The organism is Streptomyces zinciresistens K42, assembly GCF_000225525.1.
Classification (GTDB): Bacteria; Actinomycetota; Actinomycetes; order Streptomycetales; family Streptomycetaceae; genus Streptomyces; species Streptomyces zinciresistens.
This window is the reverse complement of record NZ_AGBF01000061.1, coordinates 1-13,428: the sequence shown is the minus strand read 5'-3', so window position 1 is coordinate 13,428 and position 13,428 is coordinate 1. Positions and strand designations below refer to the sequence as shown.

The following is a 13,428-nucleotide window of genomic DNA, read 5'->3' as shown; positions in this document are numbered from 1 at the left end:
GCCCGGTGCCGGGGCGACCAGGGCCTCCGCCCCGGCCCTACGGGGCGGACGCCCTGGTCGCCTTCAGGAACTCCCTGAGGATGCGCTCCCCCGCCAGGACCCCGCGTTCCGGCAGCGCGCTGACCGCCGGGGCGGTCCAGCCGGAGTCCGCGAGTTCGCCGTGGCCGGGGCGCCAGCCCCGGTCGGCGGCGAGCAGGAGGTCGGCGTCCAGCAGCGAGTCGCCGGCGGCGAGCGTCAGATCGGCGCCGGTGCGCCGGGCGACCTCGCGCACGGCGGCGCTCTTGGTGAGCGGCTTGGGGACGGCGTAGATCTTGCGGCCCTGGAGGGACACCGTCCAGCCGCGGCCCTCCGCCCACGCGGCGAGTTCCTTCACCCAGTCCTCGGGCAGCAGTTCGCGCTCGACGACGAGATAGGCGAAGAGGTCCTCGGCGATGCGGTGCTTGCGCGCCCACAGCGGGTCCGCGGTGGCCATCAGGTGGTCGCGGACCTCCGCCAGCGGGGCGCACCGCTCGGCGAGCCGCGCCGCCACCCGCGCGCTCCAGTCGGGGTCGCTGACGCCGTCGACCAGCAGCCGGCCGCCGTTGGCGCAGATCGCGTAGGCCGGGGCGGGTCCGGGCAGGTTGATGCGCTGGTACTGCTTGCGGGTGCGGGTCGTGGTCGGCACGAAGACGGCCTCGTCGCCGAGTTCGGTCAGGAGCCGGGCCGCGGTCTCGGTCAGGTAGGACAGCGGTCTGCTCTCGTGCACCTCCACGCACAGCAGCCGGGGCGCCCGCGGGTCCGGCATGGTCAGGGCGAGGGCCGCGGCGGAGTAGATCAGCGTACGGTCGAGGTCACTGGCCACCAGCACCGGCATCAGACGTTCACCGCCCGGCCGTCGGCGCCGGTCGCGCCCCGCGTGTACGCGGGGTGGATCAGCCCGACGCAGGTGTAGGGCAGGCCGGCCACCTCCTCCACCGGTACCCCGCGCTGGGCGGCGAGCAGGCGTACGTGGTCCAGGTCGGCGCCGGCTCCGGCGCGCGCCAGGATCTTCCAGGGCACCCGGCGCAGCAGCACCCGGGTGGTCTCGCCGACGCCGGGCTTGACGAGGTTGACGTCGTGGATGCCGTACTCCTCGCTGATGCGCTCCACGGCGGCCCAGCCCTCCCAGGTCGGCTCGCGGTCGGCGGCGAGCAGTTCCTTCGCGGTCTGGTCGACGGCGTCCGTGAGCTCCGGGAAGCGGTCGCAGACGGCGTCGAGGAAGGCCACGGAGACGTCGGAGGCGGCGAGTTCGCGGTAGAACTTGGCGCCGTGGTAGTCGTGCGGGCCGACCAGGTCGGCCCGGAGCACGGTGCGCGAGACCAGGCCGGAGACCGTGGAGTTCAGGCAGGCGGAGGGGATGAGGTAGTCCTCGCGGGTGCCGTAGGTGCGCACGCAGGAGCCGGGGTCGGCCAGCACGGCGATCTCCGGGTCGAAGCCGGTGATGCCGTCGGACGCCTCGAACGCGCGGATCGCGTCGGTCAGTTCGCGGGTGATGGCGCCCTTGCCGGTCCAGCCGTCGACGAAGACCACGTCCCGCGGGTCGTGGTGGGCGGCCAGCCAGCGCAGCGCGTTGGCGTCGATGCCCCGGCCGCGCACGATGGACACGGCGTAGTGGGGCAGGTCGAGGCCGTGGCGGAAGCGGGCCCAGCGGCGCATCAGGATGCCGACGGGGGTGCCCGCGCGGGCGAGGGAGACGAGGACCGGGCGCGGGGAGCGCTCGGCGAGGACCAGTTCGGTGACCGCGCCGACGGCACGGGCGAGCCGGCCCGCCGACTCCCGCAGGGCGGCCCGGAACAGCTCCTGGTACTGCTCGCTGGGCTGGTACTCCACCGGGAGCGACTCGGCGTAGTGGGCGCCGCCGCGCTGGATCGCCTCCTCACGCTCCTCGGTGGGCGCCTCCAGGGCGGTGTCCGACAGGTCCTGGAGGAGCCAGCCGACCTCCTCGGGCGGGTACGAGGAGAACGCGGGGCCGCGCAGGGGCTCGGGCAGCATGGAGGGCCTTTCGGGGACGTACGAGGGGATCACCGCCAGGACGACGTGCGGGGTGTGGGCGGCCAGCCGGGCGAGGAGCCCGCCGGGGGCGTGCAGGGCCGGGGTGTCGGCGACGGAGTCGACGATCACGGCCACGGCGTCGAACCCGGCGCCCGCGATGTTGTACGCGTAGCGTTCGCCCGGCCCGTCGCCGGGGTCGTCGTGGGCGGGGAAGGCGAGCCGGGTGCGGATCGCGTAGCCGGGGTCGTCGACGGCCAGGACGGGTGAGCGGGTGGTGGTCGAGAAGGTGACGCCGGCGTCCGTGGCCTGTTCGAGTGCGCCGGCGAGCCGGAGGGGCGCGTACATCAGCTCCTCGAAGCCGAGCACGTGGACGCGGCGGGCGCCCTCGGGCAGGGCCTCGGCGAGCCGCGCGGCCATGGCGGGGAGGGCGGCCTCCAGGCGGGTGCGGTGGGCGGGCGTGAAGCCGTGCCGGCCGCCGTCGGGCAGGCCGGCGGGCCAGCCGAGGTCGGCCCGGACGGCGCGGGAGCCGGCGGGGGCGTCCGGTGCGGCGTCCCGGGTCTCGTGCCGCGCCACCAGCTCCCGGCCCTTGTCCAGCACCCCCTCCGGCAGGCTCACGGTGCCGGAGGCGGCCGCGACCAGGTCCACCCGGGCGCCGATCCCCCGGGCGAACTCCGCCAGCCGTCCGGCGTCCTCGGGCGAGCGCATGTCGACCAGCGCGACCACCACGTACCGCCGCCGGGGGTGGCGCGCGTGGAGGTCGCGCACGGTGTTCAGCACGGTGTTCCCGGTGGAGAACTCGTCGTCGACCAGCACCAGCGGCCCGTCGCCGGCCAGCAGCGCCGGGTCCTGCGGGAGCAGCAGGTGGGAGGTGGCGTGCGAGTGGGACTCCTCGAAGCCGCCCGCCCGGGGCACCCCGGCGACCGGGCGGCGGGTGGAGTGCAGGCAGGGCGCGGTGCCGAGGCCGTCGGCGACGGAGTGGCCGAGGCCGGTGGCGGTCTCCGCGTAGCCGAGGACGACGGCGCGGGCGGCCTCCTCGGCGCCCAGCAGCGCGCGCACCCGGCGGCCGAGGCCGAATCCGGCGCCGTACACCACGGAGGGCGACTGCGGTACGTGCTTGCCGAGCACGTTGGAGACGAGGAGATGGGCCCGTCTGGGGTTGCGGCGCAGGGCAAGGCCCAGCATCGGGGTGAGGGTGTCGTCGCCCGTGAGCCGGACCCCGAGCCGCTCGGCGACCCAGCTACCGGACCAGATCCCGTCGTTCGCTGCGTTGTTCATACGTCCCTGTGGAGGAGAGGCGGGCGGGGGTGCCGGGTGCCGGCCGGCGGGTGGGCGGGGGTGCCGGGTGCGCGGTGGCGGCCCGTCACGTTCAGGACGGGATCCCGGCGGCGAGCAGTTCCACGAAGCCGATGTCCTCGTTGGCCACGCCGAACACCTCGGCGCGCAGCATGGTCCGCTCGGCCCAGGCGCGGTGCGGCTTCACCTCGTTCATCTTGTTCGTGTACTGCGACCTGAGCACGCCTCCGGCGCCGCACTCGGGGCGCAGGATGTCGTGGGCGTCGCTGTACTCCTCGTGGCTGACGACGGAGAGCGCGTGCACGGGCAGGACGTGGGAGGGGTGGATGCAGGTCTTGCCGAGCAGGCCGTTGGCGTGGTCGAGGGTGATCTCGCGGAGCAGGCCGTCCATGGAGTGTTCGAGCAGGGCCTCGCGCAGCCGCTCGGCCTGGCCCTCCAGGAAGGGGCTGCGTCGCAGCTGCGGCTTGAACATGCGCTCCTGGACGCGGAAGTACTCCCAGACGGGTCCGGTCACGGTGAAGCCGGTGCCGTCGGCCCGGCCGAGCATGTTGACCACGTCGGCGATGACGTCGGCGACGACCTGGACGTCGTAGGCGGTCATGTCGGGAGGCCGGCGCAGCCCGTACGACGAGCAGAAGTCGGTGACGCCCAGGCGCAGGGCGAGGACCCGCTCCCGGTACTTGTCGACCGCGCGGGCCACGCCCTGGAGGGTTTCGACGCGCGACTCGCGGTAGAGCAGTTCGGGCGACTCCAGGACCGGCATCGCGAACAGCCGGCGTCCGCTGTGCGCCTCGGCGCCCGCCAGGGCCTCCAGGAACGGCACGCCGCGTTCCTCGGTGAACTTCGGCAGCACGAATCCGGAGAGCAGCCGGGCGGTGGGCCCGAGGCGGCGCACCAGGTCGGGGATCTGCCCGGGGGTGCGGACGCGGACGAACAGCAGGGGCGGCTCCACGCCGGCCGCGGCGTCGAGGGCGGCGAACTGCCGGACCAGGTTGTCCTCGCCGTCGGCCACGTCGTCGTCGCCGATGGAGTCCTCCAGGCACAGCACCATCGAGACCACGCCGCGTCCGGTCTGCTTGACGATGTCGTCGGCGAGCCGGGGCCGGGTGGCCGGGCTGTAGAGGGTGGCGCCGAGGGCCACGGACAGCAGCCGGGCCGGGGAGCCGGCGGTGAAGCTGCCCGGCTCCCGGTGGAAGAGGCGCTGTCGCACCTCCGGGGCGATGTGCCCGAAGTGACGCATGGAGCTCCCCCGTGGCGGCTCGGTGACCCCTGTGACCTGTTCACAGGTGGCCGGTAATAGTACGTAGATACCCCTGTCGGGGGTTCCCGCAGGGCATGAATTTCTGGTAACGGGGATCGTTACGGATGTGCACGCTCCGCGCACCCCGCGTTGTCGTGACCAGGACGGAGAGGGCAGGATGACCGCATGACGCACGCGATGCTGAAGGGGTCGAACGTCCCGCTGGAGGTCACCACGGTACGTGCGGTGCTGCGCTGGGCGCAGGGGCCGGGAGTTCCGGACGTCGACGCCTCCGCGCTGCTCCTGGGTCTCGACGGCCGGGTGCGCTCCGACGAGGACTTCGTCTTCTACAACCAGCCCCGGCATCCCTCGGGCAAGGTCTGGCGGCTGGGCAAGAAGCGCGGGGCCGAGGGCCTCACCGACACGATCCAGACAGATCTGGCGGGTGTCGATCCCGGCGTCGGTCGGATCCTGCTGGTCGCCTCGGCGGAGGGCGTGGCCTTCGACCGGGTCCGCGATCTGCGCATCGTGCTGTACGACGCCGCCGCCCCCGGGGGGCAGGCGCTGGCGTACTTCGACGTCACGCCGGAGACCGGCGAGGAGACCGCGCTGATCTGCGGGGAGCTGTACCGGCGGGGCGAGGGCTGGAAGTTCCGCGCGCTGGGCGAGGGCTACTCGGACGGTCTGCGGGGGCTGGCCACGGACTTCGGCATCCTGGTGGACGAGTCGGAGGTGGCCCCCGATCCGGCGCCCGCGGCCCCCGAGGGCGCCCGGCCGCTGCCCCCGGAGCAGCCCGCGGCGACCGTGCCGCCCCAGCCGGCGTACGGATTCCCCCAGCAGCCGCCGGTGACCCAGCCCGCCTACGGCTATCCCCAGCAGCCCCCGGCCACGCAGCCGGCCTACGGCTATCCGCAGCCGGCGAGCGCGCAGGCCGCGGCCCCCTCGGGCTACGGCTATCCGCCCCCGCTGACGGCCGCGGCGCCCGACGGGGGCTTCCGGCTGCCGCCGCAGGGTCCGCAGTTCATCGGACGCTGACGCGGGCGCCCCTCGGGGGCGCGGCACACCGGGGCCGGCGGGGCCCTGCCTACCTCTCGGCCTTGGTCTTGTAGCCGCGCCCCCACTGCAGTCCCCAGCCGAAGAGGCGGTCCAGCTCGGCCTGGAAGCCGTAGACGAACTTCACCTCGCGGCGGACCCAGATCTCGTCCTTGATGTTCTCGATCATCACCACGGCGCAGGACCGGGCCTGTGGGTGCCGCTCGTCGAGGCTGATCTCGATGCGGGGGCCGTTGCTCGGGTAGAGCGTGACGATGGCGTGGGTGCGGTCGAACGCCGGGGTCTGGTCGTAGATGTACACGAAGACCAGCAGCCGCTTGATGTTCTCCCGGTGGTCGAGGTTGACGTAGATCGTCTCCCCGGACGCCGAGCCGAACCGGTCGTCCCCGCTGAGCTTGACGTACGGCGGGGAGTTGGCCTCGCCGAGGAGTCCGCCCAGCGGCTGGACGACTCCCTTGGTGCCGTCGGCCAGTTCGTACAGGCAGCCCAGGTCGAGGTCGACGTTGACCATGCTCTGGCTGTGTCCGAGCACCTCCGGCGGCTTGAGCGCCTTGAAGGGGTGCCGCAGCAGGCTCTCGCGCTGCGGTCCGCCGATGTCGGAGGTCCGCATCCGCCAGGTCAGGTTGATGCGCAGATGCCCGGTGGCCGCCCCCTGCTTGGTGAGCGAGACGCGGTCGTGCCGCTTGGTCAGCTCGATCGCGTTCGATGCCGCGCTGCCCGAGTCGAACTCGGGCGTCCCGCGGTGCCACAGTCCGTCCAAGAAGCTCAAGAAGCCCATTCCCGCCCCCACGTCCCATGAAAGAACCGTGCCCGTCCGGAGGAACACGACGGGGCGGCCGGCGTCCGGCCGCCCCGTCGAGAGCGTTCCTCACCTACGGGGGTGTCACACCCCGGACGAGACCTCAGTCTTCTCGTCCGAGCCCTGCGCTTTTCCCTCGGCGGCCGCCAGTGCGCGGTTGCGGCGGACGGAGGACCAGAAGGACCAGCCGATCAGCACGATGCCGATGAGGCCGGTGATGACCTCGTTGATCTCGAAGCGGATGGTGACCAGCAGGATGGTGGCGAGGGCGCCGATCGCGTAGTGGGCGCCGTGCTCCAGGTAGACGTAGTCGTCGAGGGTGCCCTGGCGCACCAGGTACACGGTCAGCGAACGGACGTACATCGCGCCGATGCCCAGGCCCAGCGCCATCAGGACGATGTCGTTGGTGATGGCGAAGGCACCGATCACGCCGTCGAAGGAGAACGAGGCGTCCAGGACCTCCAGGTAGAGGAACATGAAGAACGCGGCCTTGCCGGCCAGGGCGACCGCCGAGCGCGGCTTGCCGGTGCGCTCGGCCTCCTCCTCGGCCTCGTGCTCGCGCTCCTCCTCCTCTTCGAGCTTGCCCTCGAAGAACCCGGAGAGACCGCCGACGACCATGTAGGTGATCAGGCCCGCGACACCCGACAGCAGCACTGTCGAGGACTTGTCGACGGTGGTGCCGCCGTGCTGGAGGGCGTTGGTGGCGATGACGGTCGCGGTGATCAGCAGAACGATCAGGGCGATGCAGACCGACAGCATGTCGATCTTGCCGAGCTTGGCCAGCGGGCGCTCCAGGCGGCCCAGCCACTTGATGTCCCGGTCCTCGAAGATGAAGTCGAGGAAGATCATCAGCAGGAACATGCCACCGAAGGCGGCGATCGCCGGGTGGGCGTCGGTGACGAGCGCCTCGTACTTGTCCTTGTCGCTGAGCGCGAGGTCGACCGCCTCGATCGGCCCGAGCTGGGCGGTGACCGCGACGATGACGACGGGGAAGACCAGCCGCATGCCGAAGACGGCGATCAGGATGCCGATGGTGAGGAAGATCTTCTGCCAGAAGGCATTCATCTTCTTCAGGATCCCGGCGTTGACCACCGCGTTGTCGAAGGACAGCGAGATCTCCAGGATCGAGAGGATCGCCACGACACCGAAGGCGGTCCACCCCCCGAAGAGGAACGCCGCGACCAGGCCGAGCGCGGTGACCGCAAACGACCACCCGAAGGTTTTCAGAACCACTGGCTACCCAATCCCTGTATGTACGGGGCTCCCCCGCGCCGCACTCGGCTTTACGAACTTTTGAAGCCGCACTCTAGTCGGCCGCCCCTGCGCGCCCCACCCTGCCCCGGGTTTTGCTCATATCGCGTTATGAGACGTTGACCCCGAAGTCGAGCGCGATGCCGCGAAGGCCCGAGGCGTACCCCTGCCCGACCGCGCGGAACTTCCACTCCCCCTGGTAGCGGTAGACCTCACCGAAGATCATCGCCGTCTCGCCGGAGGCGTCCTCGCTGAGGTCGTAGCGGGCGAGTTCCTGGCCGTCGGCCTGGTTGACGACGCGGATGAAGGCGTTGGTGACCTGGCCGAAGGTCTGGCCGCGCTCGTCGGCCAGGTGGATCGAGACGGGAAAGACGATCTTGTCGCACTGGGCCGGCACCTTGGGGAGGTCGATCAGCAGCGACTCGTCGTCGCCGTCGCCCTCACCGGTCAGGTTGTCCCCCGTGTGCTCCACCGAGCCGTCCGGGCTCGTGAGCTGGTTGTAGAAGACGAACCACTCGTCGCCCATGACCCGGCCGCCGCTGCACACCAGGGCGCTGGCGTCGAGGTCGAAGGGGGCTCCGGTGGTGGAGCGCGCGTCCCAGCCGAGCCCGATCATCACCTGGGTGAGATTCGGTGCGGCCTTGGACAGGGAGACGTTTCCTCCCTTGGCGAGCGTGACGCCCATGATGCTGGTCCTCCCCGTGTGAAGCTTCTCTTGTTGTCTGCGCAGCCGGCGCCGCACCCAAACGGTGCGGCGCCGGACTCAGCCCGTCGTGCCGGGGGTGCTCACGCCCCCGGCGGCGACCTCAGACGTTCACGCCGAAGTCCTGCGCGATGCCGCGCAGGCCCGACGCGTAGCCCTGGCCGATGGCGCGGAACTTCCACTCCGCGCCGTGCCGGTACAGCTCGCCGAAGACCATCGCGGTCTCGGTGGACGCGTCCTCCGAGAGGTCGTAGCGCGCGATCTCGGCTCCGCCGGCCTGGTTGACGACGCGGATGAAGGCGTTGCGCACCTGGCCGAAGGACTGCTGGCGGTTCTCGGCGTCGTAGATGGAGACCGGGAAGACGATCTTCTCGATCTCCAGCGGGACGCCCGCGAGGTTGATCTTGATCTGCTCGTCGTCGCCCTCGCCCTCACCGGTGAGGTTGTCGCCGGTGTGCTCGACCGAGCCGTCGGGGCTCTTGAGGTTGTTGAAGAACACGAAGTTCTGGTCGTTGGCGACCTTGCCCGTGTTGTTCAGCAGCAGAGCACTGGCGTCGAGGTCGAAGTCGGTGCCGGTCGTGGTGCGGACGTCCCACCCCAGACCGACGATGACCGCGGTCAGGCCGGGGGCCTCCTTGGTCAGTGATACGTTGCCGCCCTTGCTGAGGCTGACTCCCACGAGTCCTCCATTGGTGTCCTGGGGCGGGGAGCCCCGCCGTGCGTTGGATATCGGATCAACGACTCGATCCTAGTGACGGGTTCCCGTGGCCCGCAGGGCTTGGGGCCGAAGAATCACAGGTGTCGGTGGGCCGCCTGGGGTCAGAGTGCGTCGAGAGCCGAGACGTACTCGTCCAGGTCGCGCGCGTCGGGCAGGGCGTTGACGACGGTCCAGCGCACGACGCCCTCCTTGTCGATGACGAACGTGCCGCGCACGGCGCAGCCCTTGTCCTCGGCGAAGACGCCGTAGGCGCGGCTGACGTCGCCGTGCGGCCAGAAGTCGCTGAGGAGCGGGTACTCCAGGCCCTCCTGCTCGCCGAAGACGCGCAGGGTGTGGACGGAGTCGTTGGAGACGGCGAGCACCTGCGTGTCGCGGTCGGAGAAGCGCGGCAGGTTGTCGCGCACCTCGCACAGCTCACCGGTGCACACGCCGGTGAAGGCGAAGGGGTAGAAGAGCAGGACGACGTTCTTCGCGCCGCGGAAGTCCGACAGTCGCACGGTCGCGCCGTGGTTGTCCTTGAGCTCGAAGTCGGGGGCCTTGTCGCCGACCTGGATCGCCATCGTCGTCCGTTCCCTTCGGTGGGGCTGTTCGGGTGATGCCCACCCTATGCAGCCGCCGCCCGGAACGGCACGAAAAGCCGGGCCGGGCCGATCCATCGGCCCGGCCCGGCACCGGCTGCGGTTACTTCTTGGCCTTCGCGGCCTTGGGCGTCACCAGACGGCTGCCACTCCAGTCCTTGCCGACGCTGACGCTCTTGGCCGCCGACAGACCCGCCGTGGTCGCGGCTTCAGAGATGTCGCTGGGCTCCACGTAGCCGTCACGGCCGGTCTTCGGCGTGAGGAGCAGGATGGAGCCGCCTTCTTCGATGTACGTGGTGGCGTCCACCAGCGCATCCGTCAGGTCGCCGTCATCGTCGCGGAACCACAGCACCACGGCGTCGGCGACGTCGTCGTACTCCTCGTCCACCAGCTCGCTGCCGATGACTTCCTCAATGGCCTCGCGGAGCTCCTGGTCGACGTCGTCGTCGAAGCCGATCTCCTGGACCACCTGCTCGGGCTGGAACCCCAGCCTTGCGGCAGGGTTCGTCCGCTCCTCCGCGTGGTCCGCGGTCGCGCTCACGGGTTGCCTCCTGATCATGTCTTGGGAATGTCTCAGCCACGCGCGTGCGCGAAGCATTGGCCGTAGTCCACACGGGCGGGGCGGATCGCGCAAGTACCCGGCCGTTCAGACCGCCGAAACGGTGACGATCCTGAACGTGTCACCGCATCTCCCTGCACATCATCCCGGTCTCCGGGTGATACACACCACACCAATCTGCCCCCTTTGTGTGTTTGGGAACCCTCACGGGTCACCCGACCGTTCTCCACACGCCTGTTACCTCACAGTAGAGATGACGTCCGGTCCCCCGAGGTACACGATGGGGAGCGGTGCAGACACCCAGAAACACGGCCCTTCGACAGGTAAGGAACAGCGTGGCTTCCGGATCAGATCGCAACCCGATCATCATTGGCGGCCTTCCGAGTCAGGTTCCTGACTTCGATCCCGAGGAAACCCAGGAGTGGCTCGACTCCCTCGACGCCGCCGTCGACGAGCGGGGCCGGGAGCGGGCCCGCTATCTGATGCTGCGGCTGATCGAGCGGGCCCGGGAGAAGCGCGTCGCGGTGCCGGAGATGCGCAGCACGGACTACGTCAACACGATCGCCACCAAGGACGAGCCGTTCTTCCCGGGCAACGAGGAGATCGAGCGCAAGATCCTCAACGCCACCCGGTGGAACGCCGCGGTCATGGTGTCCCGGGCCCAGCGCCCCGGCATCGGCGTCGGCGGCCACATCGCCACCTTCGCGTCCTCCGCCTCGCTCTACGACGTCGGCTTCAACCACTTCTTCCGCGGCAAGGACGAGGGCGACGGCGGCGACCAGGTCTTCTTCCAGGGCCACGCCTCCCCCGGCATCTACGCGCGCGCCTTCCTGCTGGACCGGCTCAGCGAGCAGAACCTGGACGCGTTCCGCCAGGAGAAGTCGAAGGCGCCGTTCGGGCTGTCCTCCTACCCGCACCCCCGGCTGATGCCGGACTTCTGGGAGTTCCCGACCGTGTCGATGGGGCTCGGCCCGATCGGCGCGATCTACCAGGCGCGGATGAACCGCTACATACAGGCGCGCGGCATCGCGGACACCTCCAGGTCGCAGGTCTGGGCGTTCCTGGGCGACGGCGAGATGGACGAGCCGGAGTCGCTGGGCCAGCTGTCCATCGCCGCCCGCGAGGGCCTGGACAACCTGACCTTCGTCGTCAACTGCAACCTCCAGCGCCTGGACGGCCCGGTGCGGGGCAACGGCAAGGTCATCCAGGAGCTGGAGTCGGTCTTCCGGGGCGCCGGCTGGAACGTGATCAAGCTGATCTGGGACCGCTCCTGGGACCCGCTGCTGGCGCGCGACCGCGACGGCATCCTCGTCAACCGGATGAACACCACGCCGGACGGCCAGTTCCAGACGTACGCCACCGAGACCGGCGCGTACATCCGCGACCACTTCTTCGGCGACGACCAGCGGCTGCGCGCCATGGTCGAGGGCATGACCGACGACCAGGTCCTGCACCTGGGGCGCGGCGGCCACGACCACAAGAAGATCTTCGCGGCGTTCTCCGCGGCCAAGGCGCACAAGGGCCAGCCGACCGTGATCCTCGCCAAGACGATCAAGGGCTGGACGCTGGGCCCCAACTTCGAGGGCCGCAACGCCACGCACCAGATGAAGAAGCTGACGGTCGACGACCTCAAGCGCTTCCGCGACCGGCTGCACCTGCCGATCGCCGACAAGGAGCTGGAGGGCGGGCTCCCGCCGTACTACCACCCGGGGCGCGACTCCGAGGAGATCCAGTACATGCACGACCGCCGCCAGGGGCTCGGCGGTTACGTCCCCACGCGCGTGGTGCGCTCCAAGCCGCTGGCACTGCCGGACGACAAGGCGTACGCGACCGTGAAGAAGGGCTCCGGCCACCAGTCGATCGCGACGACCATGGCCTTCGTCCGGCTCCTGAAGGACCTCATGCGGGACAAGGAGATCGGCAAGCGGTTCGTGCTGATCGCGCCGGACGAGTACCGCACCTTCGGCATGGACTCGTTCTTCCCGAGTGCGAAGATCTACAATCCGCTCGGCCAGCAGTACGAGTCGGTCGACCGCGATCTGCTGCTCGCCTACAAGGAGTCGCCGCAGGGCCAGATGCTGCACGACGGCATCTCGGAGGCGGGCTGCACGGCCTCGCTGATCGCGGCCGGCTCGGCGTACGCCACCCACGGCGAGCCGCTGATCCCGGTCTACGTCTTCTACTCGATGTTCGGTTTCCAGCGCACCGGCGATCAGTTCTGGCAGATGTCGGACCAGCTGGCGCGCGGTTTCGTCCTGGGCGCGACCGCGGGCCGTACGACGCTGACCGGTGAGGGCCTGCAGCACGCCGACGGCCACTCGCAGCTGCTGGCCTCGACGAACCCGGGCTGTGTCGCCTACGACCCGGCCTACTCGTACGAGATCGCGCACATCGTGCGGGACGGTCTGCGGCGGATGTACGGCGGGGACGCCGAGCACCCGCACGGCGAGGACGTCTTCTACTACCTGACCGTCTACAACGAGCCGATCCAGCATCCGGCCGAGCCGCGGGACGTCGACGTCGAGGGCATCCTCAGGGGCGTCCACCGGATCGCCGAGGGCACCTCGGGATCGGTCCCGGCGCAGATCCTCGCCTCCGGTGTCGCGGTGCCGTGGGCCGTCGAGGCGCAGCGGATCCTCGCCGAGGAGTGGGACGTGCGGGCCGATGTCTGGTCGGCGACCTCGTGGAACGAGCTGCGGCGCGACGCCGTGGAGTGCGAGGAGCACAACCTGCTGCACCCGGAGGAGGAGCAGCGGGTGCCGTACGTGACGCGCAAGCTCAGCGGGGCGCAGGGGCCGTTCGTGGCCGTCTCCGACTGGATGCGCTCGGTGCCGGACCAGATCGCCCGGTGGGTGCCGGGGACGTACCAGTCGCTGGGCGCCGACGGCTTCGGCTTCGCGGACACCCGGGGCGCGGCCCGGCGCCACTTCCACATCGACGCGCAGTCGATCGTGCTGGGCGTCCTGACGGAGCTGGCCAGGGAGGGCAAGGTGGACCGGTCGGCGCTGAAGCAGGCGATCGACCGCTACCAGCTGCTCGACGTGGCGGCGGCCGACCCGGGCGCCGCGGGCGGCGACGCGTAGCGACGCGGCGGCCTCGCGAAGGGGCGGGGCGCCCGCGGATCACCTGCGGGCGCCCCGCCCCTTCGCGTCTCCCGCGATCAGGCCCTGGGACGAGGGGGCGCGGGCCCGCCGGGAGCGGCGCGCGCGGCGCCCCCTCGTGCG

Annotated in this window: 11 protein-coding genes; 2 read left to right on the top strand and 9 right to left on the bottom strand. The window is 70.9% G+C overall.

All coding sequences use genetic code 11. The features are described from left to right. Window positions 1-37: 37 nt before the first annotated feature. The 3 genes from SZN_RS18435 to SZN_RS18425 form a co-directional block, all read right to left on the bottom strand. Window positions 38-853 (bottom strand): HAD family hydrolase, encoded by an 816-nt coding sequence (locus SZN_RS18435; RefSeq protein WP_007497210.1) that lies wholly within the window; start codon window positions 851-853, stop codon window positions 38-40. After that, entirely contained in the window at window positions 853-3,285 is a 2,433-nt protein-coding gene (locus tag SZN_RS18430) for a phosphoribosyltransferase (protein WP_007497208.1), read from the bottom strand. The genes SZN_RS18435 and SZN_RS18430 overlap by 1 nt, the downstream gene beginning before the upstream one ends. A gap of 91 nt (window positions 3,286-3,376) precedes the next feature. Further along, the gene (locus SZN_RS18425; protein WP_007497206.1) at window positions 3,377-4,543 is read right to left on the bottom strand and encodes an HpcH/HpaI aldolase/citrate lyase family protein; all 1,167 of its coding nucleotides are present in this window, start codon (window positions 4,541-4,543) and stop codon (window positions 3,377-3,379) included. Window positions 4,544-4,729: 186 nt separating this feature from the next. Between SZN_RS18425 and SZN_RS18420 the strand changes: the two genes are divergently transcribed. Next, window positions 4,730-5,578, top strand: coding sequence for a TerD family protein (locus SZN_RS18420; protein ID WP_007497204.1), 849 nt, complete (start codon window positions 4,730-4,732; stop codon window positions 5,576-5,578). A gap of 49 nt (window positions 5,579-5,627) precedes the next feature. Here the strand turns inward: SZN_RS18420 and SZN_RS18415 are convergent, their stop codons facing one another. The 6 genes from SZN_RS18415 to SZN_RS18390 form a co-directional block, all read right to left on the bottom strand. Beyond that, complete coding sequence (locus SZN_RS18415) at window positions 5,628-6,365, bottom strand: TerD family protein (RefSeq protein WP_244313383.1); 738 nt, start codon at window positions 6,363-6,365, stop codon at window positions 5,628-5,630. A 114-nt stretch (window positions 6,366-6,479) separates the two neighbouring features. Further along, the gene (locus SZN_RS18410) at window positions 6,480-7,628 is read right to left on the bottom strand and encodes a DUF475 domain-containing protein (RefSeq protein ID WP_007497201.1); all 1,149 of its coding nucleotides are present in this window, start codon (window positions 7,626-7,628) and stop codon (window positions 6,480-6,482) included. Between the two features lie 127 nt (window positions 7,629-7,755). Beyond that, window positions 7,756-8,331: a TerD family protein gene (locus SZN_RS18405; RefSeq protein WP_007497199.1), complete on the bottom strand. Its 576-nt coding sequence runs from the start codon at window positions 8,329-8,331 to the stop codon at window positions 7,756-7,758. A gap of 121 nt (window positions 8,332-8,452) precedes the next feature. Next, window positions 8,453-9,028 (bottom strand): TerD family protein, encoded by a 576-nt coding sequence (locus tag SZN_RS18400; RefSeq protein WP_007497197.1) that lies wholly within the window; start codon window positions 9,026-9,028, stop codon window positions 8,453-8,455. Between the two features lie 140 nt (window positions 9,029-9,168). Further along, window positions 9,169-9,627: a peroxiredoxin gene (locus SZN_RS18395; RefSeq protein ID WP_007497195.1), complete on the bottom strand. Its 459-nt coding sequence runs from the start codon at window positions 9,625-9,627 to the stop codon at window positions 9,169-9,171. Between the two features lie 121 nt (window positions 9,628-9,748). Beyond that, a complete protein-coding gene (locus tag SZN_RS18390; RefSeq protein WP_007497193.1) occupies window positions 9,749-10,186 on the bottom strand; it encodes a DUF3052 domain-containing protein in 438 nt (145 codons plus the stop codon). A 353-nt stretch (window positions 10,187-10,539) separates the two neighbouring features. Between SZN_RS18390 and aceE the strand changes: the two genes are divergently transcribed. Beyond that, the gene (gene aceE, locus SZN_RS18385; RefSeq protein WP_007497191.1) at window positions 10,540-13,287 is read left to right on the top strand and encodes a pyruvate dehydrogenase (acetyl-transferring), homodimeric type; all 2,748 of its coding nucleotides are present in this window, start codon (window positions 10,540-10,542) and stop codon (window positions 13,285-13,287) included. Window positions 13,288-13,428: the final 141 nt, after the last annotated feature.